Genomic DNA, 17,553 nt, shown 5'->3' with positions numbered 1-17,553 from the left:
TCAAACGCATTTTCAAGGACAGGAACCCGGGGAGCCTTTGCTTTTTTCACTCGGTCTACCTAAAACAAAAGCGAACCAGGCACGTGCATGCCGGGTTCGCGTGTGAAATGTTCGATCGCTGTTATCGTGCAGCTGCTTGCGGCTGGATCACGAAGGGCCAACCGCGCAGGCGCACAGCGATGTAGCCGTTGAGTGGGCCCAGATGTTGTTCCAGCTGGGCTTTGATCCCCTGCGCGTCGTCGTCATCATCGCAGCGCACGTTGACGGTATCGATAATTACCTCCAGCGCCTGGTGCAAGTCCAGCGCGTCGAAGCCCGCTGGGCTGATCCACGAGAGCTGCCGGAAATTTCCGCGTTCGAGCAAAGGGCCCGTGCCATACACAGCAATGAACTTCTCGATCAGCTGCACGATCATTTCGCGAGGAACGTCCAGGTAATCCGCTTTGAGCGGCCAGCGGCGGTGGGACTTCAAGAGAGCGGTGTTGTGGACCGCGAGCTTCTTAATTTTCATTGTCGTCAACCTTTTATGTAGATTGCTTTCATTGTCGAGGTAGGAGATTTATTCGAGCGGCTTTTTGCAAGTGCGCAGGGGTGCAGGGATTGCAGGGGTAAAACCCCACGTCCTTCTGCTAACAGCATGTTCTGAAACTCAAACTGACTTAGAGTAAAAACATCCCTGCAGATCCCTGCATACCCTGCGCGATCGCTTACTAGACCTCGCTGATACCCCACAGCACCGTCTTGGTGCGGTTGAGGCCTGCGCGCTTGATGCTCAAGCGGTTGCTGATTCGCCCTTCACGCTTCAGCAGCCACTGACCGAGACGGCGCGCATCGACACCCCGTTGGTCGCCAGCGATATCCTTCAGCAGCTCGGCCCAGCCCTCGGTTCCTGCCGAGCGTTTGATCAGCTCGGCGACAGTGAACTTTCCGTTGGGGCCGAACGTGGCCTTCACCATTTCGAGCACGCCTGCCAACGCCGCAGCTTCCGGGTCGTTCGCGCTGTCACGCAGCAAGGCAACCTTAGGATCGACGAAGCCTTCAGTGACACCCTGTTGGGCCAGCCATACGATGGTGGAGCGGACCAGCTTATTCCAGTCATCCATCGACGCCAGCCCGTCGCAAACAGCAGGGAATCCTGCATTGACGTACCCCTGGATCAGCGTCAGTGCCGCGGTGATCATCGCCAGCCGGTTCTGGAGGCAGTAGCCGAGTGGTTCCAGATCGAACTGGCGGCCAGCCACCTTGGACGAATCGACCTGTGCATCTAGCCGGCAAGTGAAGAATCGGCGATTCAAGTCACCAACCAGTTGCAGGCCATTCCCGGTCGCCAGAACCAGCAAGCGGTGTTCAGCCTCAGCTTCGCGCGACTCACCGAGAACTCGCCCTTTGATAGCAGGCGCCGTGGTGACAGCGCACAGGCTGGCCGATTCGATTGCGTGCTCGGCATTGTCAAACAGCAGGGTCCCAGCGCCTGCCAAGGCGGAGCTGAACAAGCTCTTGGACCATTCTTCTTCATGCGTGATCGGTGCGCTCACTGCTGGCGCGTTGCCGTCATACAGCGCGCCGATGCATTGCGCCAGCAACGTTTTTCCGGTGCCCGGTGCCGTGGCGCTGAAACCGAAACCAGGAGCGGTTCGCAGGCAGCAACGGACCGCTGCAGTCAGCACCGCTGCCAGAACGACGGATTTATCTGCAGCCGATACGTACGGGAACTGCTGGAACGGCTTCCACAGGATTTGCAGGGCCGTCTTCAGGTCGCTGGCCGAAGGTGCCTTACGGATTGCCGGCCATTTGGAAAATTGTTCGCTGATGAGCAGGATACCCGACTGCTCATCGTAACCAGGCGTTGCAATGACGCGACCGCTCGCCTCCATGGTCGGGACATCGCGGACAGCAATCAGGCGCGGCATGCGAGTTTGCGCGGCATTAGCCAGGAGGCCGTTGATGACACCCTGCGGGCACTCAGCGACAACCATCTCCTTCTTTCGTTCATTGAATTGCTCGAATCGGCAGTGGCGATGCACAAAGACCTTCATCCACGTAGCGATGGCCTGGACAATTTTGCCATCGTCGTTCACATAAACCATGACACCTGCGCGCTCGTACATCTGGCCCGATTTCTTCAGCAGCTGGGCCATGGAATCCACCATGCGCGGCAATTCGCCTGCGGTCACTTCAATCAATGCCGGTGCGCGGTCCAGACGGTATTTGGTACCGTGGTGCAGGTGCGAGTACAGGTACGGTTTCCCGCCGCTGCGCAGGTTGACCCATGCAACACGGCCGTCAACCTCCGGTTCCAGTGGGTCCGCGAATCGCGTGCCGTGCCATTTGTCCGGGTTGTCCAATACGGCGCCTACGGTGACCCATTTGCGCTCAGCGGTGAGCAATGGGAAGTCGCCCATCAAGGTGCGCTGCGCCGTAGCACGGTCGAGCATCACGCTGATTGCCGCCGAATCGGCATCGACGTTCAGGCGCTTCAGCTGCTCGGCCATCATTGGAGCAACCTCCTTGATGTATTCCTCTTTTGCCGTCTGAACGTGGGGAGTCATAGCCGCGCGAGCTGCCGATTTGATCGCCTTCAACTCGACGATCTCGTCCGCCGTCAGCTCCTGCACCTGAGTCGCATCCAACAGGCCGCCACCCGTGATCTCGCTCTCGTAGGAAGCGCGCGCAATACCGTTGTTCAGCACCGGATTGGCGGCGAAGTCGAGGCCTTCCGGTTTCCACACCGACAGATCAATCGGCGCGCGTTCGAGCAACTGGCCGGACTTGCTGAGTGCGTAGTAGCCGAAGCCGGCCAGCCACAGGCGATCGAAGATCACCTTACCGATGCGCGGGATTGCGCTTGCCTTGCTGACGATGAGGTAGATGCGCTGGCCAGTAATGCCCCGGCCGTTGACACCGGAAGACGCGCTTGCCCGCCACAGCATGGCCACCTTATCGAGAACCCCATAGCAGCCACGGACAGTCTGCAGCAGCTCCGACGGGGAGAATGCAACCCGATCTTTGGGCGGGTCATAATCCAGCATCAGGACGCCGGCATCGTCACCGAACTGGAAGTTCTCTCGGGTGCGGGTGATAGCGCCCGCAGCGGGGCCTTTCACGCTTTGAGCCACCACCACGCCTTCCGCGGTCACGGGGCGGCCGTAGGTCACAGCTTGGGTGGGCGCCAAGGAGTCGAGGATGGTGTTCAGTGCATCGAGGTCGGGAGCGTGGCGCACTTGGTAGCGGCCGTAGACCAACTTTGCTGCAGCCTGCTTTTGTACGGTGCCACCCTCATCCAGGAAGAAGGTTTTCGTCAGGTTGCCATTGTCATTGGTCAGGATCGTTACTGCTGCACGGTGTTCGACGGCCGTGGTAGCGGGCGCCATATCAGACGTCGCTTCCACTCCCGCGGTCGCCGTCGCCGGCGCGGCACCGTCGACGACTTCCGTGGGCGTAGTCTTGACCAGGGCGCTGGGGGATTCAGTGGTCCACATCGTGATTAAGCCTCCAGCTTTGCGAGCGACTCGCGCGGCGGCTCCACCCACTTGTCGCCGCCGTCGATGCTGATAGCAGCAACATTCGACAGGAAGATACCGTCGAGCTTATAGCGGTTGATAACCTTCAACACCACGCTCTGGCCGATCCACGTTGCGGCGTCACTAGTCGTCGACACGCTCTGGCCGTCGAACTTGATCGCGTGGACGGGCACCTCGAACATGCCCGTGGCGTAACCGTATTCACGGAAGGCGACCTCAACGGCCACGATGCTGCCTTCCATCGCGACGCTGCTCACGTAGCCTGCAATCAGACCCTTGGTCGGCTGGTAGCCGAAGACCGTGCGGAGAAATGCAGCTTGGGCTGCATAGCATGCTGCAGCGTGCTTTGATGGGAAGTGTGGGTTAGCTTTGCACAGCGTGATGGGTGCGCAGGTATCGTCCTGGACCAGGAGGGAGGTGATCATGCGTCCCCCGTATTCAGCAGTTGCTTGATCTGTGCCACCGGCCACGCGAGGCGGCCATTGATGCGGACCGGGCGGAGCGGGCCGTCCTCGAAGCATGCCCACTTGCGCAGGGTCTGCGGCTTACGGCCGAGATGGAAAGCAGCCTCCGCCGTGGACACAGCGATGCGCACTTGGGCATCGAGTGCGGGATATTGCTTGCTCGTGATGTCCGGGCGCTCGCTGAGCGCCACGGGCTTGGGGTGGGTTGCCGTATGTGGCGTGTGCATCTGAATCTCCTTATGTTGATGCGTGTTTAGGAGTACTCAGATTCAATTGCCACTGTTTTTTTGCTTAGGGGAATGGCATTCCCTTGACGGTTTCATGCGGCTTGCAGGCCAAGTGTATGGCAGGTGTGTGGCAGGTTGCTATGGCAGGTTCAGCCATTTTTGGCTATCTACCTGCCGTATTCAGGTCAGCGTCGCCTTAGCCAAAGAGCTAGGGCTTCATGGCAGATCTTCCGCCAGTTCGTTCCACTTTTCACGCCACGGCGCCAAAAACTGGTGCTCCATGAACACCTTGTTCAGTTTTGATCTGGGGATGCGATAATTTTCATAGAACCCTGCGGCGAGAATGGCAGGGTCCCACAGCGCGGCATGGCGGCTCCCGGGAGTGCCGCTCACGACCTTCGCTTGGTCCTTGCTGTACAGCCCCTTACCGTTAGCAAGCGCCTTCGCGAGGTCGATGCTGGTCAGGCCGGAGAATGCTGTCAGCACCTGACTTTTCGTGATGCCCAAGGGGACCGCTTTATTCACCCGGCTACTACTGGCGCTGTGTTCTGCTAAAGCCGGCGCCTCGATCAGCGGAGGGGGCTGTGCAGGTTCGCTGGTACCAGCCCCCGTTACCTGAGCACAACGTAATTCTTCATCCTTTATCAATTCGGCAATAGTGTGACGTGGCACGAAGAATTTCGACTGCGCGGTGACCTGCACTGGCTTGGAGAAAAAATACTCGTTCGACTCCCCCATCCATTCCCCCTGCTCGGTTTCCCAATAGCCGAGCACACGATGGTTGCCTTGGCGAAACGCGGCGATCCTATCCCAAGACTGGTACGGTTTATCCCCCCAGCGCCAAGCTGGTCGATCCGTGACAATCTGAGGCCCAGAGCTATAGGCAAGCTCCTCGATCTCGGCTTGCAACAGCGTAACGTATTGAGCACTCAGCGAAGGCTCGTCCGTAACAACCAAGCGATCGTTAACGTATCGCTTGGATACGATCGACGCGTCGTAAGGCGCCGCGGCATAGACCGGAAGACGAAGACGGATGACCGCACGGACGAATTCGTCCTCGGTCCAGGTACGCTTAGTCAACGCGCTCAAGAACAGGATGGCCTCGACAATTGAACACACTTCGCTTATATGCATCGCTACCTCGCGCAACGGGATCAGCACCCTAGCAGTAGCCGAGTAGAGCGTCAACTTTACGAGGACGGCCGCAGCGAAACGTTGCGAAAGTAGCGGTGTAGCAGTGCTTACCTAGCTGCTGCCGTGCCTATGCCGCGGCTTGATATACATCCTTTTGGAACTCGACGCCGCCCTGCTCCAACATCCAGGCCTCAACTTTTTCGTGCCACATACGCAACAAATCAAGTGGTCGGCGGCGGTAGTGTTTTTCCGCGATCGCGCTCGGTTTATGTCCCATGATCTGGGCCACGACGCCTGCAGGAGTCTCCGTCCATTCCGCAAGCGATCCAAATGACCGGCGCAGTCCGTGCAGGGTCAAGTCCGGCAACCCCGCCGAAGCAAGGGCACGCTTATGGCCAGGCGTTGGCTCAGCAAGCTGCCCGCTCGCCGACGCGGGGCTAGAGAAAACCCACTGGTTATCCGGGTGGCGAGGCAACCCAGCCAGCAAATACTTCACATAAGGAGTCAGCGGGATGGTGCGTTCGCCCTCTACTTTGTCGCGAATGGTCATGCTCAGCCATTGGAAATCGACATCTACCCATTTCAGGGAGGCCAGCTCACGGCGTCGCGCCCCAGTCAGCAGCAAGGTCTGCAAGTACGCCGACTGCACGTCATTCGTCATCGCACGGACAGCCTTGAACCATGGCGCGAGCTGCTCACGCTGCAGACAGTCGCCATCCTTGGCATTCGCACTGGGCAGCTCATCACGGACCTGCTGGGCTTTGCATGCGCCTGCGGGTACCAACCCGATGTACTCAGGCTGCGAATCGCACCAGTTTACAAAAACCGAAAGCAAGCGGAACGCCAGCCCGGCTTGCGTCGGTCGGACCGCTGTCTCGGACGCCAACCACTCGCTAATGCGCTTACCGCTCAGGTCAGCCAGTCGAACGTCCAATAGCGACGCTAACGGCCCTGGCTCTGTGAGCCCTTTCCCGCGCAGTTTTTCTTCACCTCCGATGCGGGCGACATTTTCATGGTCACGAACATGCCACTCGCTCCAGCCTTGCTTGCCCCCTTTTCGCTTGGCATTGCGACGAGCAGAAATGTAAACCGGCCACGCGGCTCCGAGCGTTACCGATTCTCGCCGGTCCTTCAAAGCCCTGGCCTCAGCTTCAAGTTGCGCCGCTTCTTCCGCCGCCTTAAGCGCTGCCTGACGAGCTTCACGGGCGTCTTGAGCGGCAGCGAGTTCGTCTTTCACGACTTGGCGCGGGTCTTTTCCCATATCGATCTGGGTCTGCAAGCGACGCGCTTCAACCTGCGCGGCCTTGATCGTCCAAGTAGACGGCTTGCCAATGTTGATTCGGATTGTCTGTCCGTTCAACTTTGACTGGAAGACATACCCTTTATCGCCGCGGGGTGTAGCTCGCAGTCCTAGCCCAGGAGCTACGCTGTCCCACATGAATGCCTGACTCTTCCCCTCGGGGCAAGAATGCTCTGCAACCCGCGTAGCGGTGAACTCAACCTTTGCCATAGCCTCCCCTTTATATTGTCAGTCGAACTTGTAAGCCACTTGTAACCCAAACTGGAGTATAACAAGTGCCAAAGATCAACACAATATAGCTGAGATATATGCGCAAGCCATTGATTACAAAGGGAATCAGAACATCAATCAATCCACATCAACAACTCGGAATCACCTTTTATCAGGATTGTGATTCCTGTTGTCGTGGGTTCGAGTCCCATCAGCCACCCCAAAGAATACCGCTAGTGCGCGCAAGGCCTTGATTTCTATAGGAATCAAGGCCTTTTTCGTAAAAGGCTAAACGGAGTTGATACACGGTCTGTCACACAACCAACGTGGAGCAGACTATGAAAGCAATCTCTGAAGGTATTTACCAACGCGGCAAACACGGCACAAAGTATGTGCGTCGCCGCATCCCAGCCGACATTCGCGCGGCCTACCCTGCCAGTCAAGAACACATCGTCCGAAGCCTCGGCACTGCCGACCTGCGCGACGCCAAAGAGCTGGCGCGTGCTGAACTTGCACGTATCGACACCGAGTTCCGGCAGAAGCGTCAAGAACTCGACCTGAGCCGAGTTTCGTTGAACCCGAAGCGCATTGCCCGGCTTGATAATGAGCAGCTCGAGAGCGTTGCCCGCTTCTGGGTCCACCGGGTCTTGCTGAACGATGACCGTATTCGCCAGGATGGTCTGGATGATACTGAATTCGATGAGCTCGGCGAGAAGCTGGAAAGCCAACGTACCGAGCTCGGCCGAGTGCTCGCCCAAGGGAAGAGCATGAGCGTGTATCCGGCGCTGCATGGCTTCCTACGTCTGTGCGGCCTGGACTTCGCGCCCGAAAAAGACGAGGCGAAGCGTGCCTCTTACACCTTCCTGCGTTCGGTGATTGAGTCGCTGGACTACCAGCTCGCGCGCCAACGTGGTGAACTGGTCGACACCGATAAGGTGGCCGCGGCGCCCACTCATCCGCTGCACGTCATAGCGCCTGAGCGCGCTCCTGCAAATCCGGATGCACCAACCTGGGAAAAGGTGTTCGAGACCTGGCGCGATTACGTCAAGGACCGGCCCACGCCCACCACCATTGCATCCCAGACTCCATGGCGCGACCTTCGACAGTTCGCTGGTGCGCAGGGAGTGCGTATGCCGGGTGAAGTGACACCTGAACTGATGACCTCGTTCGCACACTACATGCTTGACCGTGGCTTGCAGGTACCGACCATTAACGAACGCATTTCCAAGGTTCGCGCCATCTATAAAATTGCCGTGGGCAAGCATGTTCTGAAAGCGAACCCCGCTGCGAATACGCTGGGGTTCAAGGAGAGCGGCATAAGGCAACGCAAGAAGCGTCGGTTGCCTTTCGATGCCTCGGACCTCACTACCCTGTTCTCGTCGGAAGTGTTCACTCAGCACAAACGCTCGAAAGGGCAGTCCGGCGAGGCGAGCTACTGGATTCCGGTACTGATGTTCTATACCGGCGCTCGCCCTGAAGAAATTGCTGGCCTGGCGCTGAGTGACCTCTGCCGGGACGCGAAATCGGGCTGGTATCTCAATATCGTAGACCGGCCAAGTGACGAGGACGGCGAACTCTTTGAGGATAGCAATGTGCCGCAAAGCCATCGTCGGACCTTGAAAAATGCGATGTCCATCCGCCGGGTTCCGGTTACACAAGAGCTCATCGACCTGGGCCTGCTGCGTTACGTCGAGTGGTTGCGCGCGCGCGGTGCTGCCGTCTTTTTCCCGACCCTCAAGCAGGATTTCCACGGCAAGCTGTCCGGCTCATTCTCGAAATTCTTTGGCCGCTACAAGCGCGCCATCGGCATTACCGATAGCCGCAAGGTGCTGTATTCCTTCCGCCACTGCATGAAAGACCTGCTCGAAGCGGCCGGTGTGCCCTCCAAATACCTGCAACGCGTGCTCGGCCACACTACAGGCGACGGCAAGGTCACTGACGGCTACGGTTCGGATGTGCCGTTCAACCGCTTGTCCAGGTACTTCTCACGCGTGCAGTTTCCTGCCATCCCGGCACTACCTTGGGAACCAGGTCACGGAACCGTCAGCCTCAAAGACGGCGATTCCTGACCAGACCGGCCCGTCGGCTTTTCCGACGGGCCGGAATCACAGAGCGAGACCGCGACGGGACGTGCGTTCGAGGTCGAGGGCAGCGTGCTTGACGTCCAGGCGCGACATCGCCTGCGGTAGCAACTCCCGGTCGTCGGTATAAATCGTCACGCCGTGGCGCGCGCGGCTGATGGCGACGTAGTAGAGGGAGTGGTTAGCCATGGCACTGCTGACGTCCGCCTCGACCAACACACGGTCGCAGGTCTGCCCTTGCGCTGCATGGACGGTCGTGCAGTACGCATGGTCCAGCTTCAGGGGCTGGTCCAAATCCAGTTTCAGCGTACGCCCGGAATCTACCCTGACCATAAGTTCGCGTGCCGACTCGTCGATAGCCGCGACGATGCCGGTTTGCCCGTTGACGATGTCCCAACGATAATCGTTCGCGGTGAAGCGAAGCCGGTCGCCGACGGCAACCTCGCGCGCTTCCAGCGAATGGACGGCGACATGGGGCATGGCGGTCGGCCGCCACTTGACCAGGTCTCCGCTTGCCCGACGTAGGGTGATGCAGCCAGGCTCTACCTCCGCGACTACCGCAGTATCGCCGCGCCGAAGACCGATGCTGTCATAGTGACGCTGCGCCTCGATGATGTCTCCCGGCGAATAGCTCAGCGAACTCTGCAATTGGGCCCGTGTCAGGTCCCGGCTCTCTATGACGGACACGACAACGCCTGTACTGGCGAGTCCGAGCCGCTGGCGTACCATCTCATTGATGGACCGGCGGGCCCGGTTCGTCCCTGCTACCACCAACATTTTTGCGCGGTCTTCCGGCAGATGACAGGCATAGTCCCGCGCAATCTTCTGGTAGCGCTCCGTGGCATGCGGCACCTCGGCAACCGTCGCCGCCAGCTTCGCCAGCGAGGCCCCGACACGGCCCTCCGCCGCGTCCACCACCGCAGCCCTCAGATTCTTGTTCTGCTGCCGCAGGATATCCGCCATCCGGACAGTTGGCATGCCCTGCTCTTGAAGCTGGCGGAATGGGATGCCGGCCTCGACGGCCTTTAGCTGCCCAGTGTCGCCGACCAGCACTGCTCTGGCGTCAGCCTGTTCAATGATGGACAAGAGTGCATGCATGTCGCGCAGACTTACCATGCCGGCTTCGTCAACGACGACGATGGTCCTGTCGTCCAGCGGCCGGCCCTTGGCGAGGAATCCGGCAATGGTCATGGCCTCGAATCCAGACTTCTCCAGTTCGCGCGCCGCCGCCGCAGAAGGGGCCAATCCCAAGGCCCGAAACTCCGGCCCGAGATTATCCGAAACCGTGCGCAGCATCGAGGTCTTGCCGGTGCCAGCCAGTCCCTGGACACCGACAATGCGGCTATGCGTCGTCAAGATTAGCTCTGCGGCCCGGCGCTGCCCTTCCGTCAGGCTTTCTTGCAGTGCCGGCCGGGATGCAACGGCTGCGAGTCCCGCAGCGAACAAGTCGCCCTGGGTCGGTTGCCAGATAGCCCTGGTCAAAGCGCTCCGCCCGCGTGCCTCGATGGCCAGGAGCTCTCGCTCTGCCGCTTGCGCTGCCGGCGTGGTGATTCGACGGCCGTCGGCCGGCGCCAAGAGCTCGCCCGACCTTAGACGCTGGTCGATGTCGAGCTGCACATCGTCCAGCACGACGGTGCCAGTGCCGTGTGCGAGCGCTGCGTGCGCAACTGCGATTCGCTGGACGATTGCACTTCGCTCAGTCAAATGCGCTACCGCGAAGTCGACAGCATTCCGCGCCGCAGCCGCCAAGTCTGCTTGTGGCACGAGTGGCGGTTGCATGGCGCTCCAGTCGATGCCTAGCTCGACGGCCTTGGCCAACCACACCTCACGCAACGCTACACGGTCGATTGAGCGGTCCTTGCTGCGCCGCGTACTTAGTCCTGCTATTTCCCGTTCGTCTGCCGATGCACTGGCGCGGTCCTTGCCCCGCGCCGCCAACGCAGCATCAATAGCCCGACTGCGCGTGCTGAATGCGGCAACCTGCCGGTCAGTGATATGTGCCAGTTCGAACCGTCCGTCCTGGTGCGTCCGCCTGACACGATAGCCAAGCGCCTGTATCGCTCGGGCGAGCTCCGCCCGATAGAGCACGCCTAGAAGCTTCTGATGCTCGTACAGCGGCCGGCCATCCAATGCACGCCATTGACCATCGTCGCGCTGGGTCATGTTCAGTACCACGGAGTGCGTATGCACCTGAGGGTCTGCATCCCTGCTCAGGTCATGCTCGAAACGGGCAACGGCCAGATTTCCACTATGGACAGTGACCGTTTCACCGTCCTGCGTGCTGCGATACGCCGCCAGGTTGGCCTGGACGTACCGTAGCGTTGCGCTGACCGCTGCCTGATGGGCGTCGAGCAAGCGTTCATCTCCGCCTATAAGCGCCTGCATGCTGACCGATTTTGGCGCGCTGAAGGTCAAATCCAGTCCGGCTGTGCGCACTCCATCACCGCCCCGGTGCATCGCCTCGCCATCGGGCAGCGCACCTGCCAGGAGCGCTTTGAAGGCTTCCGCATCGACTACGCCTTCGAGGCCTAAGGTGGCAGCTCCCGTGCCCCACCATTGAGACGGAGCCCGACCACCCTCCCCATAATAGTCATCACTTTCCTCGTAATAGCTGGCAGCCGATTCAGCGGGGGTGACCTTGGCAAGCGTCAGCATAGGTCCTCCGCTACGAACGCATCGGTCACCTCGTCCCGCTGTTGCGGCACCAGTCGCAGCTGGCGAACCGGTTGGTCGCCAGCCAGGGCAAGGAAGCCGCAGAGGTTCGGCAGGCTGGCAATCTCGCTGGCGAGCACCAGGCGCTCCTGTACACGCCGCACACTTTGCGACTCTCCTTGTCCACTTGCCCCTGAGCTGCGGCTCACTTCCTGGCGCAGCACCTCGCGCTCGCCCAGCGCACGCGAGAGCTCATCAGCGGTCGCCGGGTCCGACTTCGCGATAGCTAATACCGCCAAATTGCGGAAGCACGCACGAAGCACGGTTGCCGACTCACGGCCATATATGCGGTCGAGTTGTGCTGTACTCTGGAGCCCCGCGACCACGGCCAACCCGTGCTTGCGGCCGAGCGTCAACCCGTCTTCCAGGCCGCTGAGCTTGCCCAGTGCGGCCAGCTCATCCAGTACCAGCCATATCCGCCGCGCAGGGTCCGGTGGCAGTGTCAGCACCGCGTTGGTTGCGATATCCACCCAGCTCGCGAGCAGGGGCGCCAACGCTGCCTGCATATCGGCTCGCCAGGTCATGAACAAGCTGCCCTCGCCGGCTTCGAGCCACGCGCGGATACTGAACGCACCCGGTTTCAGGAACCGGTGCGGCGAAAGATGCGCGGTCAATACGAACCGCGTAGAAGCCAAGGCCTTGTCCGCGCCTTCGTCGAACAATCCCGCTGTGGGTGTCCCCACCAACAGGTTCCCCAGCTCCTTTACGGGCGCAACAGTGCACCAGTGGAGCAAGCGCTCGGTCGTCGTCTCGCCTGAGCGGACCAGCGCACGCAGCACCTCGGCCAGCAGTACCTGGGCATAGTGATGCCACGGTGCCGATTCCCCGTGACCAGCCGGGACGATGCTGGCTGCGAGGCGGTCAGCGTCGAAATCGGCGCGGATTTCGTTGAACACACACCATCCCTCGGCCCGTGCGTCGAACGGATTCAGCAGCCGGTCTCCATCTCGTGCAAAGCGACTCAGGTACGTACCGTTCGGGTCGCAGACAATGGCGCGCTCGCCGCGCGCTCGGACACCCTCCAGCAACTCTTCGATGAGCGTCGACTTCCCAGCGCCGGTCGTGCCCGGAATGAGCAGGTGCAGGGTTTCCAGCTCGACCGGCCAAGGATGGCCGCCGAGCGTCAGCAGCCGATGGCTTTCGGATACGAGCTGGCGGTTCAGGGCTTGTGCGCTCGTTTCACAGAGGCGCCGCAAGGCTTCACGCATCATTGCTCGCCCTCCCAGCGTGAGCCGCGCAAGCGGAGCACGTCGAGTTGTGCGCGGCGCTGCCAGCGGCGGAACATCCACCCACTGACGAGCATTGCGCTGGTAATGCCAAGTCCAGCGCACAGGGCCAGCATGGTCAACGCCGTGCGGTCCATGGCTCGGCCAAGTAACACCCCGGCCAAGAGTTGCCAGCGGTCCAACGCCGGCATACCGAGACCACGCTCCCAAGCGGCGGTCCAGGCCAAAGCCGTCATGACAATGGCGAGCACGGTCAAGACGACGCAGCGGTCCACTGACGCAAGCAGATGGCGCAGGAAAGGGTCATGCGTTCTCATACGGCACTTCCTTGCTGCTCGATGCCGCCAGCGCGACGAACCGCAAGCTGTGCTCGCACTCGGTTCAGGATTTGCGCATCGCGCGCAGCTGCCAGCTCACGCAGCAACAGCAACATCTCGCGTTGCTCCAGGCTGCCGGCACTAACCAAGGCCGACGAAGGCGTAGGCACCTTGCCCAGGTGCTGACGCAGCTCCGACAACTCGGCGGCCACATCCGAGGCCTTGTGCACCGCTGTGACAGTTACGCGGACGTGCTCGGACATCGTGATGCCCTGCGCATCGGCTCGCTGGCGGAGCTCCCTGTACTCGGCGTCGCTGACGCGCACTTTGATGAAACGGCTTCGTTCGCTCATTGCTGCGCCCCCACCGAAAAAGCGGTCTTGGCACTCGGGCTTTGGGCCGTCAGACCACAAATGTGGACCGCCTCGAATGCGGCTGTGGACCGTTGAAAGCCAGTATTGGCGCGGGTTTTCCGCTGTTCAGCCGGGCTATCGAAGATTGCAGGGGTGTGTATCGTTCTGTTGTCCTGCTCTGGCAGGTGCGCATGGTTCATTTGGCTCTCCGAATGAAGTGAGGATGAGCCGTATAGGCACCACGCATTTATCTGCTCGAAATCACGTAGTCCTGACCACTGTGCACCGGGCAATACATTGGTTAGACTGCAACTTATCGCTTGACTACCAAGTCGAATCCGAACAGACCTGCCGGTCAACATGAGGAGATGTAAAGATGTCCGATGAAACCCAATTTCCAGAGCTGTTAGCTCAGGCAAATCGGCTGGAGTATGACTATGCAGACGGGGCTGGCATCGAGTTCGAGCCTTTTGATGAATTCCTTCCGGCTGACGAGACTGAACGATGGTTTCGAGCTTGGACTGGTAACCCCGCTGCCGATGGCTCACACTTTCGCGTGTTTGGGCAAGATGGCTCGGGCGGGTACGCGGCATTCTGGACCGTTCGACAAGACGCCGACTTGCTGGAACAGCCAGTTGTATTCATGGGGTCTGAAGGCGAAACTGCCGTGGTAGCTTGTAGCTTCCATGACTATCTCTGGCTTCTTGCAGCAGGACTGGGACCTTGCGAAGCGGCGTCTTTTCCGGAAGAGCCCCGGATAGCTCAGCCGCAGCTTGCGGAGTTCGCAAGGAAGAATGCTGCCCCTGGCCGGTCCGCACATGAGGTCATGGAGGCCGCCAAACACGAGTTCCCCAACTTCCATCAGCTCATCGAATCTCAATGCCGATGAGGTCGCCGATACCGATATGTTGGAAAGCGATATGCAGCAGAAAACCGTGAGAGTCCAGATTCAGTTCAAAACTGAGGCAGACGGGGGCCGAGCGACAGCAGCCAATCTCCGCTCGGGCGTCTACCGCCCGCATCTCCGCGTCAGCGGAGGCGAGTACCTTGGCGTTGTGCTGTGTAATGGGCCGGCCGATGCGGTAACGCCGGGAGAGTCTGCATGCGCGGACGCGGTTTTGATTTACGAACCTGACGTAGACTATTCAGCGCTTAACCCAGGCGTCGAGTTCGATGTGCTGGAAGGTCGGCAGGTAGTCGGTACTGGCAAGGTACTCGCTTTAGACAATCATGGACGGGACCACTAACGGCGGCATTCCAGCCGGCCAGGAGCACAGCTAGATGAAGTACAAATTGATTCGCTCGATGGCGCATAACTGGTCGCACTCCTTCATGAGCGAAATGAACTACGTGGACGGTGCCTTCGTCTACGAGGACGTGTACAGGGTGGCCAGAGAGCGACGCGGCGAAAAGGTAATTATCAACTGGATTCCGGCCGACGGCGAAGATTCGCGCGACCTCCCGCCACGGGTGCAAAAATGTGTGGATGCTTACCAGGCTGGGCTGGCAGAACACCTTCGGCGGCATCACGTTGACGCTTCAGCACTCAAGGTGTTCCGCACCGAAGTGTATGTCGCTGAAAACTTTCGCATGTACGTACGTGCTTTCGTCGTCGACGATAGAGACAAGGAACATGTGGCGTTTGTCTGGAGCTAGTCCGGCGCCTTAGCCGTCGGCCGGAAGCAAGACCGGCCAGGGTACGCGATAGCGACGAAAACGAACCTCGTCGTCAAGGGCATGGACGAAACCGCGGGCATTGCAAGCGGACTGCTTTTGTAACACAATCCGTCACACAGACCCGTGGAGCAACTGCCTTGACGCCCCGCGCACGTAGGTAATTTGATGTGGCCAGTGGTCTCCCATCAGCCACCCCAAGAATTAAGCGAAAAGCCCGGTCATCTGATCGGGTTTTTTGCATTTCCGACCGCAGAAAAAAACCTGGCTTTTCCCTGCTCCGGGAACGCGGTGTGTCGAACATCTTCATCTTGGGCAAACGTGGAAATTGGTGAGTTTCTCCATGATTCCAGTCATGTAGAATCACTCAACAATTATTTCCATGAGACAACTTCATTCGTCTCAATAACGTTCCTGTCCAACTATGACCACGACCATCGACCTTGTGAATACTCCCGCCCCGGGTGCGCTTGCCAACCGCGACGCCGCGGTACCGCTGCAGCACATCGACACCCTGGTAACCCGCACCGATGCCAACATCGGCAACGCCAACGTGACCTCGGTCGCACAGCAATTGCTCGACTACGACACGGAAGCCATGGTCTGGCAAGACAAGCCGCACCTGTCGCTAATGCTGTCGAGCGTCCTCAAGTGGGTGATGATCGCCGTGATCTGGACCGTCGCCCTGGCCGTCTTCGCGCCGAAGCCCGTCCTGCCGGCAAGCGAACAGGCCCAAGTGGAAGCGGCGCCGGCCGAAAAGCCGGCCAAGAAAAAATCCGGGCGTAACGCCAAGCAGGCGAAGGCAGCCGAGGAAAGCCAGGCAGCGGCGGCCGAGGAAAGCGCGGCAAAGCAGCCTGCGAAAGACGAGCTGTCCTGGCACACCATCCTCACATGGCTAGGCTTCCTGGTGTTCGCGTACCAGGTCTACGCGCACCTGATGTGGGCGCTGCGCCTGAAGTGCATCAAGTACAAGATGACCTCGCAACGCCTGACGATCGAGTCCGGCATCTTCAGCAAGATCAACAATACCTACGAACTGCACAAGCTGAATGCGGGCCAGATCCACAGCCCCTTCTTCCTGCGCATGTTCGGCTGCGCCAACCTGTACGCTGGCGTGTGGCTGAGCGGCATCCGCAATGCCGAGGCGGTGCGCGACCTGATCCGCAATGCCGGCCAGATCGAAGCCAGCCGCGTGGACAAGGCGCGCTTCCGCTGACACGCTCCGCTCTACTTCAGGACGAAAAAAACCCGGCAATTGCCGGGTTTTCTTTTTCAGCGGGTCCCGCTGGGCCGATCAGTAACGATTCGGGTTGTTCGGACGCGCATCCGCACGGTTCGGCACGCCATCGCCGTCGCGGTCATGGCGCGGCGCCACGCGGTCGCCATGCTGCCAGCCGCCACGTTCCAGGTACCAGCCATTCCGGTCACGGCGCCATTCTGCGCGCTGGTAGACATAGCCCGGACGCACTTTCTCGTAATGGCCCTTCACCCAGGTGTAACGGCTGCCCGTCCAGTTCCAGTAACCCGGCACCCATTCGAAACCGCGGCGTGCGGCCTGCACAGCCTCGCGGCGCGGCGCAGGCGGCGCCTTTTTCACGATGATGACCTCGGTATGGCCATGGGGCTGGTAGGCTTGTGCCGGGCTGAGGGCTGCGGTGCTGATCAGGACGGCTGCTGCAGTCAAGAGGATTCGTTTCATGGTAGTGCTCCTTTTGTTTCGGTGTGAGATCACTATAGCCAACGCTTCCTGCGCACAGTAGTACTGATGCAAGTTCTTACAATCGAAACAATCCCTGCTGGGAACGTAACAGCGGCGTAACCACGGCCGCGCCATTTGTAACAAGGGAGCCGCTTTCCACGGCCGGAAAACAAAACAGCCGGCATCAGCCGGCTGTTTGCGCTACCAATTCCTAACGGACAGATTAGTCCAGCTTCCAGGCGTAGTCGACCTTGGTGGTGGTCTGTGCCGGCGAGCCGTCCTTGGTGCCCGGCTTGAATTTGCAAGCCGACAGGCCTTTCTGGGCAGCCCGGTCCAGGCCTTTGAAACCGCTCGATTTTTCCAGCTTCGAATCGATGACGCTGCCGTCGGCGCCGACCACGAAGCTCATCGAGGTCACGCCCTGCTCTTCGTTCATCAGGGAAGCTTTCGGGTATTCGACCTTGCACTTCGACGGATCGAAGGAAGCTGGCACTTCAGCAGCGAAGGCCGAGCCGGCGAAGGCGGCGAAAACGAGGGTAACAACTGCGCTCAGGTAAGGCTTTTTCATAATTAGTATTCCCAAAAAGTGAGTTAATGTGCCGCTGGCTGCTTGCGGTCTTTCAGTGTGCCCGGCA

At 59.9% G+C, this 17,553-nt stretch carries 16 protein-coding genes; 4 read left to right on the top strand and 12 right to left on the bottom strand.

The window, feature by feature from the left end; translation table 11 throughout:
- Window positions 1-121: 121 nt before the first annotated feature.
- The 6 genes from QPK31_RS23830 to QPK31_RS23805 form a co-directional block, all read right to left on the bottom strand.
- Entirely contained in the window at window positions 122-511 is a 390-nt protein-coding gene (locus tag QPK31_RS23830; RefSeq protein WP_290425381.1) for a hypothetical protein, read from the bottom strand.
- Between the two features lie 199 nt (window positions 512-710).
- Complete coding sequence (locus QPK31_RS23825) at window positions 711-3,479, bottom strand: hypothetical protein (protein ID WP_290425380.1); 2,769 nt, start codon at window positions 3,477-3,479, stop codon at window positions 711-713.
- 5 nt (window positions 3,480-3,484) lie between these two features.
- A complete protein-coding gene (locus QPK31_RS23820; RefSeq protein WP_290425379.1) occupies window positions 3,485-3,946 on the bottom strand; it encodes a hypothetical protein in 462 nt (153 codons plus the stop codon).
- On the bottom strand, window positions 3,943-4,212 hold the full coding sequence (locus tag QPK31_RS23815; protein ID WP_290425378.1) for a DNA-binding protein: 270 nt from the start codon (window positions 4,210-4,212) through the stop codon (window positions 3,943-3,945). Before QPK31_RS23815 ends, QPK31_RS23820 begins: the two co-directional genes overlap by 4 nt.
- Window positions 4,213-4,428: 216 nt before the next feature.
- Complete coding sequence (locus tag QPK31_RS23810) at window positions 4,429-5,373, bottom strand: hypothetical protein (RefSeq protein ID WP_290425377.1); 945 nt, start codon at window positions 5,371-5,373, stop codon at window positions 4,429-4,431.
- Between the two features lie 100 nt (window positions 5,374-5,473).
- On the bottom strand, window positions 5,474-6,856 hold the full coding sequence (locus QPK31_RS23805; protein ID WP_290425376.1) for a site-specific integrase: 1,383 nt from the start codon (window positions 6,854-6,856) through the stop codon (window positions 5,474-5,476).
- A gap of 338 nt (window positions 6,857-7,194) precedes the next feature.
- Between QPK31_RS23805 and QPK31_RS23800 the strand changes: the two genes are divergently transcribed.
- On the top strand, window positions 7,195-8,925 hold the full coding sequence (locus QPK31_RS23800) for a site-specific integrase (protein ID WP_290425375.1): 1,731 nt from the start codon (window positions 7,195-7,197) through the stop codon (window positions 8,923-8,925).
- Window positions 8,926-8,961: 36 nt separating this feature from the next.
- On the opposite strand, the gene mobF is transcribed toward QPK31_RS23800, so the two are convergent.
- Genes mobF through QPK31_RS23780 form a run of 4 tightly spaced genes read right to left on the bottom strand, consistent with a single transcriptional unit; the run spans window position 8,962 to window position 13,545 of the window.
- Entirely contained in the window at window positions 8,962-11,592 is a 2,631-nt protein-coding gene (gene mobF / locus QPK31_RS23795; RefSeq protein WP_290425374.1) for a MobF family relaxase, read from the bottom strand.
- Window positions 11,586-12,860 (bottom strand): type IV secretion system DNA-binding domain-containing protein, encoded by a 1,275-nt coding sequence (locus tag QPK31_RS23790; protein WP_290425373.1) that lies wholly within the window; start codon window positions 12,858-12,860, stop codon window positions 11,586-11,588. The genes mobF and QPK31_RS23790 overlap by 7 nt, the downstream gene beginning before the upstream one ends.
- Entirely contained in the window at window positions 12,857-13,192 is a 336-nt protein-coding gene (locus tag QPK31_RS23785; protein ID WP_290425372.1) for a hypothetical protein, read from the bottom strand. The genes QPK31_RS23790 and QPK31_RS23785 overlap by 4 nt, the downstream gene beginning before the upstream one ends.
- Complete coding sequence (locus QPK31_RS23780; RefSeq protein ID WP_290425371.1) at window positions 13,189-13,545, bottom strand: hypothetical protein; 357 nt, start codon at window positions 13,543-13,545, stop codon at window positions 13,189-13,191. Before QPK31_RS23780 ends, QPK31_RS23785 begins: the two co-directional genes overlap by 4 nt.
- A gap of 376 nt (window positions 13,546-13,921) precedes the next feature.
- Here QPK31_RS23780 and QPK31_RS23775 point away from each other — a divergent pair, with 376 nt between their 5' ends.
- The 3 genes from QPK31_RS23775 to QPK31_RS23765 all read left to right on the top strand — a co-directional run bounded on the left by QPK31_RS23775 (window position 13,922) and on the right by QPK31_RS23765 (window position 16,435).
- Window positions 13,922-14,434 carry a hypothetical protein gene (locus QPK31_RS23775; protein ID WP_290425370.1) on the top strand — a complete coding sequence of 171 codons (513 nt, stop codon included), beginning with the start codon at window positions 13,922-13,924 and terminating at the stop codon, window positions 14,432-14,434.
- Window positions 14,435-14,826: 392 nt separating this feature from the next.
- Window positions 14,827-15,201 (top strand): hypothetical protein, encoded by a 375-nt coding sequence (locus tag QPK31_RS23770; protein ID WP_290425369.1) that lies wholly within the window; start codon window positions 14,827-14,829, stop codon window positions 15,199-15,201.
- A 442-nt stretch (window positions 15,202-15,643) separates the two neighbouring features.
- Window positions 15,644-16,435 (top strand): PH domain-containing protein, encoded by a 792-nt coding sequence (locus QPK31_RS23765; protein ID WP_290425368.1) that lies wholly within the window; start codon window positions 15,644-15,646, stop codon window positions 16,433-16,435.
- A 78-nt stretch (window positions 16,436-16,513) separates the two neighbouring features.
- Here the strand turns inward: QPK31_RS23765 and QPK31_RS23760 are convergent, their stop codons facing one another.
- Window positions 16,514-16,918, bottom strand: coding sequence for a hypothetical protein (locus tag QPK31_RS23760; RefSeq protein WP_290425367.1), 405 nt, complete (start codon window positions 16,916-16,918; stop codon window positions 16,514-16,516).
- 223 nt (window positions 16,919-17,141) lie between these two features.
- On the bottom strand, window positions 17,142-17,486 hold the full coding sequence (locus tag QPK31_RS23755) for an energy transducer TonB (protein ID WP_290425366.1): 345 nt from the start codon (window positions 17,484-17,486) through the stop codon (window positions 17,142-17,144).
- Window positions 17,487-17,553: the final 67 nt, after the last annotated feature.

The organism is Massilia sp. YIM B02769, from assembly GCF_030411995.1.
Classification (GTDB): domain Bacteria; phylum Pseudomonadota; class Gammaproteobacteria; order Burkholderiales; family Burkholderiaceae_D; genus Telluria.
This window is presented reverse-complemented; position numbering and strand designations above follow the sequence as displayed.

Bases quoted from the DNA above. Each gene is read 5' to 3' on its own strand.
- QPK31_RS23830 (WP_290425381.1), bottom strand. From the start codon at position 511: ATGAAAATTAAGAAGCTCGCGGTCCACAACACCGCTCTCTTGAAGTCC.
- QPK31_RS23825 (WP_290425380.1), bottom strand. From the start codon at position 3,479: ATGTGGACCACTGAATCCCCCAGCGCCCTGGTCAAGACTACGCCCACG.
- QPK31_RS23820 (WP_290425379.1), bottom strand. From the start codon at position 3,946: ATGATCACCTCCCTCCTGGTCCAGGACGATACCTGCGCACCCATCACG.
- QPK31_RS23815 (WP_290425378.1), bottom strand. From the start codon at position 4,212: ATGCACACGCCACATACGGCAACCCACCCCAAGCCCGTGGCGCTCAGC.
- QPK31_RS23805 (WP_290425376.1), bottom strand. From the start codon at position 6,856: ATGGCAAAGGTTGAGTTCACCGCTACGCGGGTTGCAGAGCATTCTTGC.
- QPK31_RS23800 (WP_290425375.1), top strand. From the start codon at position 7,195: ATGAAAGCAATCTCTGAAGGTATTTACCAACGCGGCAAACACGGCACA.
- mobF (WP_290425374.1), bottom strand. From the start codon at position 11,592: ATGCTGACGCTTGCCAAGGTCACCCCCGCTGAATCGGCTGCCAGCTAT.
- QPK31_RS23790 (WP_290425373.1), bottom strand. From the start codon at position 12,860: ATGATGCGTGAAGCCTTGCGGCGCCTCTGTGAAACGAGCGCACAAGCC.
- QPK31_RS23785 (WP_290425372.1), bottom strand. From the start codon at position 13,192: ATGAGAACGCATGACCCTTTCCTGCGCCATCTGCTTGCGTCAGTGGAC.
- QPK31_RS23780 (WP_290425371.1), bottom strand. From the start codon at position 13,545: ATGAGCGAACGAAGCCGTTTCATCAAAGTGCGCGTCAGCGACGCCGAG.
- QPK31_RS23775 (WP_290425370.1), top strand. From the start codon at position 13,922: ATGTCCGATGAAACCCAATTTCCAGAGCTGTTAGCTCAGGCAAATCGG.
- QPK31_RS23770 (WP_290425369.1), top strand. From the start codon at position 14,827: ATGAAGTACAAATTGATTCGCTCGATGGCGCATAACTGGTCGCACTCC.
- QPK31_RS23765 (WP_290425368.1), top strand. From the start codon at position 15,644: ATGACCACGACCATCGACCTTGTGAATACTCCCGCCCCGGGTGCGCTT.
- QPK31_RS23760 (WP_290425367.1), bottom strand. From the start codon at position 16,918: ATGAAACGAATCCTCTTGACTGCAGCAGCCGTCCTGATCAGCACCGCA.
- QPK31_RS23755 (WP_290425366.1), bottom strand. From the start codon at position 17,486: ATGAAAAAGCCTTACCTGAGCGCAGTTGTTACCCTCGTTTTCGCCGCC.